This window comes from Microcoleus sp. PH2017_12_PCY_D_A, assembly GCF_020738565.1.
Taxonomy (GTDB): Bacteria; Cyanobacteriota; Cyanobacteriia; order Cyanobacteriales; family Microcoleaceae; genus Microcoleus.
This window is the reverse complement of record NZ_JAEQCI010000164.1, coordinates 1-9,661: the sequence shown is the minus strand read 5'-3', so window position 1 is coordinate 9,661 and position 9,661 is coordinate 1. Positions and strand designations below refer to the sequence as shown.

The 9,661-nt window shown below is 44.8% G+C and carries 11 protein-coding genes and 1 pseudogene; 7 read left to right on the top strand and 5 right to left on the bottom strand.

Annotated features, from left to right (window positions below; all coding sequences use genetic code 11):
- Window positions 1-227: 227 nt before the first annotated feature.
- Window positions 228-395: a hypothetical protein gene (locus tag JGK39_RS30480; protein WP_293262626.1), complete on the top strand. Its 168-nt coding sequence runs from the start codon at window positions 228-230 to the stop codon at window positions 393-395.
- 385 nt (window positions 396-780) lie between these two features.
- Here the strand turns inward: JGK39_RS30480 and JGK39_RS30475 are convergent, their stop codons facing one another.
- Window positions 781-1,671: a transposase gene (locus JGK39_RS30475; RefSeq protein WP_293262623.1), complete on the bottom strand. Its 891-nt coding sequence runs from the start codon at window positions 1,669-1,671 to the stop codon at window positions 781-783.
- 351 nt (window positions 1,672-2,022) lie between these two features.
- Window positions 2,023-2,409, bottom strand: a complete 387-nt coding sequence (locus JGK39_RS30470; RefSeq protein ID WP_293262620.1) for a hypothetical protein — start codon at window positions 2,407-2,409, stop codon at window positions 2,023-2,025.
- A gap of 301 nt (window positions 2,410-2,710) precedes the next feature.
- Between JGK39_RS30470 and JGK39_RS30465 the strand changes: the two are divergent.
- The 3 genes and pseudogenes from JGK39_RS30465 to JGK39_RS30455 all read left to right on the top strand — a co-directional run bounded on the left by JGK39_RS30465 (window position 2,711) and on the right by JGK39_RS30455 (window position 7,131).
- Window positions 2,711-3,812 (top strand): annotated as a pseudogene (locus tag JGK39_RS30465) (IS630 family transposase).
- Between the two features lie 107 nt (window positions 3,813-3,919).
- The gene (locus tag JGK39_RS30460) at window positions 3,920-4,282 is read left to right on the top strand and encodes a hypothetical protein (RefSeq protein WP_293262022.1); all 363 of its coding nucleotides are present in this window, start codon (window positions 3,920-3,922) and stop codon (window positions 4,280-4,282) included.
- Window positions 4,283-4,518: 236 nt separating this feature from the next.
- On the top strand, window positions 4,519-7,131 hold the full coding sequence (locus JGK39_RS30455) for a S8 family serine peptidase (protein WP_293262020.1): 2,613 nt from the start codon (window positions 4,519-4,521) through the stop codon (window positions 7,129-7,131).
- A 97-nt stretch (window positions 7,132-7,228) separates the two neighbouring features.
- Here the strand turns inward: JGK39_RS30455 and JGK39_RS30450 are convergent, their stop codons facing one another.
- Together JGK39_RS30450 and JGK39_RS30445 are read right to left on the bottom strand one after the other, a co-directional pair.
- Window positions 7,229-7,489, bottom strand: a complete 261-nt coding sequence (locus tag JGK39_RS30450; protein WP_293262018.1) for a hypothetical protein — start codon at window positions 7,487-7,489, stop codon at window positions 7,229-7,231.
- Window positions 7,450-7,839: a hypothetical protein gene (locus JGK39_RS30445; protein ID WP_293262016.1), complete on the bottom strand. Its 390-nt coding sequence runs from the start codon at window positions 7,837-7,839 to the stop codon at window positions 7,450-7,452. Before JGK39_RS30445 ends, JGK39_RS30450 begins: the two co-directional genes overlap by 40 nt.
- A gap of 295 nt (window positions 7,840-8,134) precedes the next feature.
- On the opposite strand from JGK39_RS30445, the gene JGK39_RS30440 reads away from it, so the two are divergent.
- The 3 genes from JGK39_RS30440 (at window position 8,135) to JGK39_RS30430 (ending at window position 9,432) form a co-directional block, all read left to right on the top strand.
- Complete coding sequence (locus JGK39_RS30440; protein WP_293262014.1) at window positions 8,135-8,332, top strand: hypothetical protein; 198 nt, start codon at window positions 8,135-8,137, stop codon at window positions 8,330-8,332.
- 192 nt (window positions 8,333-8,524) lie between these two features.
- Window positions 8,525-9,019 (top strand): hypothetical protein, encoded by a 495-nt coding sequence (locus tag JGK39_RS30435; protein ID WP_293262012.1) that lies wholly within the window; start codon window positions 8,525-8,527, stop codon window positions 9,017-9,019.
- Between the two features lie 17 nt (window positions 9,020-9,036).
- On the top strand, window positions 9,037-9,432 hold the full coding sequence (locus JGK39_RS30430) for a nuclease A inhibitor family protein (protein ID WP_293262010.1): 396 nt from the start codon (window positions 9,037-9,039) through the stop codon (window positions 9,430-9,432).
- Window positions 9,433-9,549: 117 nt separating this feature from the next.
- On the opposite strand, the gene JGK39_RS30425 is transcribed toward JGK39_RS30430, so the two are convergent.
- Window positions 9,550-9,661 (bottom strand): photosystem II protein D1 (locus JGK39_RS30425; protein ID WP_293297141.1); only part of this gene is annotated, 112 nt, incomplete at its 5' end.

Sequence of the window (9,661 nt, the reverse complement as noted above, 5' to 3'; positions counted from 1 at the left end):
CTAATCTTTCCTACGAAAAAGCAGCCCGTGAAATGGAAGTTCAGACAGGAGTAAAGATAGGACACACTTGTTTACACAGATTGGTAGAAAAAGAATAATAGACCTCTTGCAAAAATAGCTAAGACGGGCTCTCCGGCCCATCCCACAAAAAGTTTTTTTTGTTGTGGAATGGGCCGGAGAGCCCGTTCCAGAATTTGATTAAAAAGACTTTTGCAAGAGGTCTACTGTTGTATGCCGGACAAACTCACCGCACTCCCAAACAACGGTGGGCGAACCATTATTGCTACAACTACGTTGGCAGCTACATCGAACTGCACCGCCGCTATACCCTGGATGTAGCTGTGGGTATTGCTTTTTGGTACGGAGGGCCGACTAATCGCAAACAGCGGTTGTAATTGGAATCGGAGCTGATTTACAAGTGGCGATCGCCCTTCAATAAAGAGTGCTGGCAGTATTGGGGGCAGCCTTTTGGTAATTGACATCTCCCCATGCCGTGCATGGGAGGGGATTCATGTATTCCACAATTTAAGTCTTACAGGTGCTGACAAATCACCTCTACCAACTCCACGCTCGATCGATTCCAAGTATTGTTGCTACTTTCCGACCAATATTGGCACACCCATTGCAGTCTGCATTAAATTAGCCACCCCTTCGCTGTCCGATATAATCCACGTTTTACTCTTGTTCCAGAAGCTTTCCACCCTTCAGGTTTTTCGCCGAATTTAGGCAGTTCGTCAGCATCGACAAAAGAAGTTTTTGAGGTATAGGATTCTTCGGTTTCTACGAATTTGATTCCGTATTCCCGAGTTGAGCAATTCGAGCTTTTAACCGACTCGTGGGAATCTGCACAAATTTTTGATTGGTCTTTTTACCCAGATTTATCGAATCTTTTTGGTTCTTGTTCCAGCCAAATATGACTGTACCAATCTTGTTAGTTAGACAATGATTGATCGCCTTACGGGCAGCTTTGTTGACCGCATCCCGCATGGTTCTATTTCTGCTTTCGGTCAGCCGTTCCAGTCTTTTCGACCAGAATCCGTTGTCTTTTCCAGACATCAAGGTTGCAACTCGTTTGTTGTAACCTTGGTTGATGGACTTGAGATGCTTTCCGTCTACGATGAATGAAGTTCCAATATTGCTGACACAAGTTATCCAGTTGTCCATCCCGTGGTCGATCATCAACACAGAATCAAGGTTCACGTCCGATTGGATAGCTGGTTTTTGGTACACTAATTCCAGATAGAAACATCCATTTCTAGGCAAAATCCTGTACTCTCTAATAGAAGAATGCTCTAAGTTAGATGGCATAGGCAGATAGAACGAATCCATGCCAAACCAAGCTTTCACTTGCTTTCCCAAAGGAAATCGTAACATTCCATCTTTTAATTTGACCGATCTGCCTGTAAATGTCACCAGTGCTAATCCACCTTGCCTGTATCCAGGAAGTTTTGGGTGTTGCGTCACCGTCCCTTCTTTAATTCCAGTCAGTAGACCCAAATAGGACTGGAAAGATTCAGCAACGCTAGTTAATATCTGCTGTGCGGTATCTGAGTAGAAAGCTTTGTAATGAATGTTTTGATTGTCAGTTCCTAGAACTTTATGCAGCGATTGGCTCTCTTCGGTATTCTTCCGGTTTTGAAGAATAGTTGTCTGGCATAATAAGTCCCACAATTAATTAACTTTGAGGCTTCACTGCACAAGAATTCTAAGACTGCTTTCAAGTCCTTGTCTGGACTAATTAAATTTTGCTGGCATCCATACATTCTATTTGCCTCCTTGGTTTATATTAGCATAGTATTCTCGACCTAAGATTCAAGTATGCCTACAAAACAACCAATACAAAAAAATATTGAAGGCGGTTTCAACCGCACTCCAAGTTCCTCCCCATGTCTAAAGCCAGGGGCTTCCCGCTCGTTTTTTGGTGAAACCTATTGGTACAAAACCGATATCAGATTTTACGGTCGGTCGGCGATCGGTCGGTGATTGAAGCGCATCATTCAACATCACAAATTGCTGGTTGTTTCAAAAAGCTTGGAACAGTTCTGCTATCTTGACTTTGAGCGCTGCAACGGCTTCTCCTAATGATTCACAAGGTTCTGTGTCTAACAAATGAGCGTCTCCTACATCGGCACTAGACCATAAGTAACAAGGTTGACCCACTGTTAAATGTCCCTGCCATTCATCCTCGTAAATATCGAAGGTGATGTAGAACAAACGAGGCATTAACTCGTTTGGATTAACAGCGAATTGACCCCAAATGGAGAAACCAAAATATTCTTGATTTTTCTCGTTGTTGTATTCCCAGTTGGTGAGATGAGGGAAAGCAACTTTAACTTGTTCTAAGTTTTGGTGAATTTCCGCTTCTGTTAGCATATATCGGAACAAAAATATATTAGTAACGGCTATCATGAATTATATCAGTGTTTGGCAATCTAAAAGTCAGGGCAGTTGTGATGTTGCAGCCTGAGCTTCTAGATTTTTCGTTGGGACTTAGATCGCCCGATTGCCCTAAAATGTTTGCGATATGCTTAACAATCGCAAACTATCTGGCATATTGAAAATCAATAACTGCAAATTATGCAAGCTCCAACTCTTTCTTTAATTTACACCCCGCAAGATGCTCGCTCGCTGTGCTTCTCGAACTAAGCTGTTGTGCATTTAAAACGCATATTGTATAATAATACAATATAACTATTTTTATAAAAAGTCAATGCCTAGCAATAACTTCCTGAGTTCCGAGACAAGAGAAACTCTTCAACAAGTATTAAAGGAGCATGAACCTCCAGACATTCGGCTTCATAGCATTAATTTTTTTATTGCTAAATAGCGGCAATACACAAGCTCAAACTGCTGAATTAATAGGATGCTCTCTGAGAAAAATTGCTTATTGGACAATCCATGGTGATCTCGAAAACTTAGACAGTTTTAAAGATAATAGGATGAAGGGTAATTACCGGAAAGCTACAGAAGAGTATATTAATTTACTTTTACAGACAATAGAAGTAGAACCCGAGAAATATGGCTATGAATTCGGGAGATGGACAACAGCTAGACTTGCAATATATTTAGCAAAAAAGACAGGAATAGAGCTGATTAGTACCCAAGTTAGGAGAATTCTAAAAGCAAAAAAGTATGTTTACCTATGGGGTAAATACAGCTTAGAGGATAAGCAAAATGCCGTAGAAAGGAGCTTATTTAAAGATAAATTAGTTGAGTATTTAAGAATAAAAAAGGAATCTTTTAACCTTTTGCAGGTATGGTTTTGGGACGAAAGTAGATTTAGTTTAATAGTGATTAGAAGGAAGAACTGGTGTAAAAAGGGGACTAGAAATAACCTTCGAGGAGATCGACGAAAAGGTCGTATTAATGTTATGGGTGGAGTGAGATATTCAGATAAAAAAAGATGGGTAGATTTTATTCCATCTGGGAATTCTGCTAATTTTTATGCCGTGTTAAAATTTTTTTATGAAGATTTAAGAGCAGAGTGGATATTGCAAGGAAATTTAGCGGAAGATTTTGAAGATAAAGGTTGTAAGTTTGTGATAATTTTGGACAATGCTAGTTTTCATAAAAAAGCAGAGACTTTGCAGAAAATAGCGTCAGAGATGCCGAATCTAATCCTAGAGTTTTTAAAGTATAGCCCTGACTATAACTTGATTGAATTAGTATGGCATTCCGCCAAGGAATATGTTGCCAATAGATTATTTGAATCGATTGAAAAACTAGAATCACTGTTACATAAACTGTTAAATGAAGGAGGACTCATTATGAAATGGAACCGAAAAATAAAAAATAAAGGTAACGCGAGTTAATGCAGTTTAGATGTTTGACAGCTTAGCGAAGTAACGTATCGAATTGATGCCGCTAACAAAACACCCCTTGTCGTACCGATTCAGATAAGAACCTACGCCAACCGCTAATGAAAAAGTACCTCAACCTCGCCACCGCCCTCATCGCATCGCTCAAGCCCAAATCCAAAATACCCATAATCGACAGCTACGGTCAATCCACGCTTAACCAAGAGCAGCAGCAAGCCCTGATGGAATGGCTCTTTGCCAGTTTGATGGGCGCTGGGTACTTCGGCTCATCTCACCTCATCTGGGATGGCGGGCAAGATAGGGAACGAGAGATTTTTACCGCATTGATGAGAAACGAGCCAATATTCCTGTACCGCCAAGGAGCGCGACCCTCCCAAAACGCTGAGGGATATTGTTGGCAATTGATTGGCGAACATCCCAGTTTGTGCGTGTACCAGTTGGTGGTCGAAGTTGAAGGAGAATAAGGGCGATCGATACTGTTGTGATGCACGCTTAGCGGGGCATGATAAGCAATTAGTGCAATTTCGAGGCTTTTATTTGTACCTGAATTAGTAATTTTTCAGCTTGGTAATCAGTGTCACTCAAATGAGCTACCACAAATGAGTGTCACTTAAAAAAGCGACTGGTAACTTATTTTCAACAGAAGTTATAGCTGTAGAACAACGATATCTTTAATCTCTACAAAGAGTAACCTATAGCTATGACAACCTTTCGTATTTTTGGTCATGTAATCGATTGCCAAACACATCTTGGAGTTGCAGGGATTCGAGTTGAAGCGTGGGACAAAGACTTGATTTGCAACGATTTAGTTGGCAGCACCATCACAGACGAGCAAGGAAACTTCCGAATCGAATTTGACGAATCTTATTTTCAAGAACTCTTCCACGATCGACGACCTGACCTCTTTTTCAAAGTTTTTCGCGACAGCAATCTTATCAAGAGTACAGAAAATTCGGTTTTATGGAATATAGAATCGGGAGAAACTCAAATTGTCATTGAAATCCAAGGGATGGATGCAATAGCAGGGTATTGCTCGCGGGTTGTGGTCAAGTTCCAGGATTATGTGAAGCTTCCTTACGAAGATGATATTGCCATTCATATCAAGAGACTCCAAATTGGACAGTACGAGCTTTTAGAAAAAGAGTTTCCTGGCATTGCATTCAAGAGATTGTATGTATCTGTGGAGCCAGAGAGAATTAGGACGTTAGTAGACCAAGCAAGCGAACTCGATCCAACATACCGTCCGCCAAACCTGTTGGGGTATTTTGTAGTGGACTGTCCACCGGGTATTGACCCAGACGCGCTAGCAAAGGCGTTGTCATCCTGGAAAAACGTAGAGAATGCTTACGTAGAAGGAGGGCCAACTCCACCACCTGCTGTCAACGCTATCGATGACCCACGTTCGGTCAACCAGGGTTATCTTGACCCAGCTCCAGATGGAATTGATGCCAGGTACGCATGGACATTTCTAGGTGGAGACGGAACGGGTATTCAGTTTGTAGACATGGAGCGGGGATGGACGCTCAATCACGAGGATTTGATTGCTGCTGGCATTACCTTAATCTCCGGTGTCAACCAGGATTATTTTGGACACGGTACCTCAGTTCTTGGTGAAGTTGTCGCAGTGGATAACACGTTGGGAAATGTTGGCATCGCGACTCATGCTACGGCTAGAGTGGTGTCGCAATGGAGAACGACCACGACTTACAACACTGCTGAAGCCATTCTTAGTGCCATTGCCACGCTCAACTTTGGTGATGTACTACTTCTAGAAGCACAAACTAACGCCTTCGGATTTAGTTTGGTACCCGTTGAAATAGAGCCTGCCGTTTTTGACATTATTCGTTTGGGTACAGCCCTTGGAATTGTGATTGTTGAGGCGGCTGGCAACGGCGGCAACGACCTCGATACGGTCACGGGAGCAGGTGGAAAGCAAGTTCTCAACCGAAACAATACGACCGACTTCAAGGACTCCGGTGCCATCATGGTAGGTGCAGCGAGTTCAACTTCTCCGCACGTAAGGCTGGGATTCTCAAATTATGGCAGTCGCATTGATTGCTACGCTTGGGGACAGAGCATCGACACAACAGGCGATGGTTGGACTGGAAATCTGACAAACAGCTACACAAGTAGCTTTGGCGGTACCTCCGGTGCATCGCCGATTGTTACGGGTGCAGCACTGAGTTTGCAGGGTATGGCTCAGGAAAGCCTTTTATACCGATTCAGTCCGAGGCAGTTACGCGCCATCCTCAGCAACCAAGCTACTGGGACACCCTCAAATAACCCCCCAGTAGACCGCATTGGAGTAATGCCCAATTTGCGTGCGATCGTTGATAGCGTACTCAACGTGTCATCGGATGTGTATATCCGCGATTTCGTGGGGGACACAGGCGATCCGCATACGGGTTCAATTTCTGCCAGTCCCGATATTATCCTGCTCCCTGCTGCGGTAGCAAATCCTCAGGTATCCTTCGGCGAAGGTAGTGGCACGGAGAATAGCAATACATTGGGCTTTGAGGCTGAAGCTGGTCAGGATAATTACTTGTATGTGCGAGTCCGCAACCGAGGCGGAGCGCCTGCTACAAACGTTGTTGCCACGGTTTACTGGTCGCCTGTTGCCACACTGGTTACGCCCGACCTCTGGACATTGGTAGGTTCCGTTACCATTCCGAATGTTCCCTCTGGAAATTTGCTCGCCGTGTCAAATGCCATAACTTGGTTGAAAGATAGTATCCCTGGTACAGGACATTATTGTTTTGTCGGTCTGATTGGCAGTGCTAGCGAGCCTGCTCCCGAACCTGCGGCGTTCCTAGATTGGGATAACTTCCGTCTCTTCATTCGCAACAACAACGATGTTACCTGGCGCAATTTTAATGTTGTCAATAACGAACCCGATCCACCTGCGGGCGATCCTCCTAACTACGTTGCTCTGCCTTTCCTCGTACCTGGGACACCGGATCGAGCGAGACGGATGCGGTTGGAAGTGGTGGCGCGGCTGCCCAAGGGAGCAAAGGTCTTGCTGGAAGCACCATTGCACCTGATAGATGCTATGCAGGAGCGATCGCCATTTGTGAAGCTGGAGGAAAAAAGTCGAGTAGCTCGGATACCCGTTAACCCACATGGTTCCAGACTTTTGGGTGAGGTACTTTTCCCTGCCAAATCACGCAACAAATTGCGGTTACTCGTACACATTCCTGAAGAACTGCGGAAAAACGAATATGAGGTATTTGTTCGCCAGCTTTACCAAAATGAGGAAGTAGGTCGCGTGACTTGGCGATTAGCACCGCGCAATCGCCAGAAGCAGCCTAACTAGCAATTGCCAGATTCCATGGCACAAAATAACCTCTTCCCCTTTCCAGCAAGCCAAGTGGAAGAGGTTGTGCTTAATTGTACTGGGGCACGATCGACCATTATTTCAGTTTCAAAGCTCTATTTTGTACTTGAATCAGCAACCTTTCAGCGCTCTGTTGAATCGCATCATCAGGGTGGATATCCTGGATGTCAATGAGTCGCACCGCTGTGTCTTCCACTTCCTGAAGCAGGATTAATTCATCGGGAGTTAGCGCATTCCTCAAATCATCTGGATGAACGCCCAAATCTTCAGCTAGTTTTTTTGCTTTGCGTCCGAACACTACCAAAGTAACCCGCTGACTCGCGTTGACGTAAGCCACTTGCGATTGTTTTCAGAGAGTTCGGGATGGCGTTCGATGTAGCTTTTGATGGCATCCGTTAGTCGTCGGCGAATACGCTTGCCTTCTAGCCGAATTCTCATAAACTCTTGTCGTTCTTCTTCTGCTCGTTGCACTCCGAACGCACTATCGGCACGTCGTTCGATCGATTCGGCAGCACAAGCACCAAGTAAACGCGCTGCCGTCGCATTTCCCGTGATTGCCTCCTTTATCCAGTATGCAACTGCTAAATCAATGGGAATGATATTGATCTGAACATTGTTTCCCTTGATTGAGGTTTTCTTACTGCGGAAACCTTTGTAGGGTAAAGCTTCTGGGCTTTTAGAGACCAAAAAGTCGCCGAACGAAACTTTTGTTTTTCCAACAGCCTCAGCTACCTGGGTTTGGCGAGCGCACGTACTGGCTGTCGGGTAGCATGAAAACCTCTAAGGGAATGCTCCCCAAGTAAATTGTCGCTCTTTCTGCTAGCATATTCGGTTGCACCTTTGCGAAATGGTGTAGAGCGGTCGCTTCCTCAGATTTGCCGTCGGTAGAAGCGATCGCTTTTAAATTATACTATAATTGTATGTCATACTTATTCAATGCTTGGCTAGTATAAGTTAAAAAAATAAGGCATACTAAATAAAAATGAGAAAAAAAGGGCTGCCGCTGACGGAGTACAACGAAATGAAGACGCGCATTACGGTTTCCATTACGCCAACTGCGGTCAATGGCATAGATGCGATCGCAGATTCCCTAGACATTTCCAGATCGGAATTATTGGAAAGGATAGGGCGCGGGATGTTGCAAGTGAAGGCGGTGCAGTTGGAAGAACCAGGAAATTAAGAAAGGCTCTACATCAACTGAAAAATAATTAGTAGCTCGTTGGGAGGGCGACACCGTGGAAGAAACAATCAGAGTTGAACGTCAGACAGTGCGTTTTTTCGATGGGCTCGAAGTTGACGGCTACCGACTGCCAAATGGAGAATTTCGGGTGGGATTGACGGGGGCGAGTTTGGTGGTCGGGTACGGCAAACAGTGGCTTTCACAGGTTCTCAGTTCTCGCCCCAAAACGTTAAAAGCTTTGCAGGGGATCGGGTTCACGGGTTCTCAGATAGATCGGTGCGAGTGGACAGGGAGGAAAAATCAGGAGCTTCTAACGCCCTTACCCTATCGCTCGATGATTTCAATACCCTCATCCTCTATGCCGCATTTAAGGGCAACAAAGCCACTCTCGCGCTCCAGCGCTCCCTAACCCAGGTAGCGCTCAACGATTTTTTCCGCGATGCTTTTGGGGAACCGCCACTTACGATTGAAGAGAAGCGCCGATTGTTCTATGAAGCCTATGCCGCCACCATCAGCCCGGAGAATTGGCGAGAGATGGATCGAGAGGATATTCTGCGGTTAGCGCTACCTGGAGATGAACCGCATTTGCTAGGCGGGATTATGGAATGCTTTACGTGGGGAGTAGTAGCAACACAAGCATTACCAATCTTGACTTGTAGCGAAGATACGAATTTGCCGAAAATCTAAAACATCGCTTAGAAATTATGACCAACCCCATTATCACCCAACTAAAACAAGCTACCGAGGGTTTGCTCTTCCTCAGCGAATCTGACGCGCCCTTCGAGATTGTTAAGTGGAAAACACAAGGAAAACTCACCCCGGCGAAACTCCTCCAACTTACGGAACACTCCCCCGATGAATCCGTAGAATTGGTGAGCGTTGACGAGTTTTTTGCTATGGCAACTCAAGAGGAAGATTGGCACGACGAAGAGGAACGGGAGATAGTGCAGCGGTTCCAGCATTTAGTGAGCGTGCTGAAGCAGAATTTATCAAACATCCAGGTTTATCGAGTTGGCACCACCGACATCGATGCTTATATTCTTGGAGTGACTCCCACCGGGAATTGGATGGGACTCTCTACGCAACTGGTGGAAACCTAATTCCAGCAAACAGCGGTCAAGGTAGATTCATCTAACAAAAAAAACTATAAAATATTTTTCCCAAAACAAAAAGCGCCCCTATTACTAGGAGCGCTTTTTGTTATCTGGGACTAAAACTTAGCCGTTGATGGAAGGAGCAACCAAAGCCACAGGAGTGGTGTCAGCAGCAGCCAAATCGAGAGGGAAGTTGTGAGCGTTGCGCTCGTGCATTACTTCCATACCCAAGTTA

Bases quoted from the DNA above. Each gene is read 5' to 3' on its own strand.
- JGK39_RS30455 (WP_293262020.1), top strand. From the start codon at position 4,519: ATGACAACCTTTCGTATTTTTGGTCATGTAATCGATTGCCAAACACAT.
- JGK39_RS30430 (WP_293262010.1), top strand. From the start codon at position 9,037: ATGACCAACCCCATTATCACCCAACTAAAACAAGCTACCGAGGGTTTG.
- JGK39_RS30440 (WP_293262014.1), top strand. From the start codon at position 8,135: ATGAGAAAAAAAGGGCTGCCGCTGACGGAGTACAACGAAATGAAGACG.
- JGK39_RS30470 (WP_293262620.1), bottom strand. From the start codon at position 2,409: ATGATAGCCGTTACTAATATATTTTTGTTCCGATATATGCTAACAGAA.
- JGK39_RS30460 (WP_293262022.1), top strand. From the start codon at position 3,920: ATGAAAAAGTACCTCAACCTCGCCACCGCCCTCATCGCATCGCTCAAG.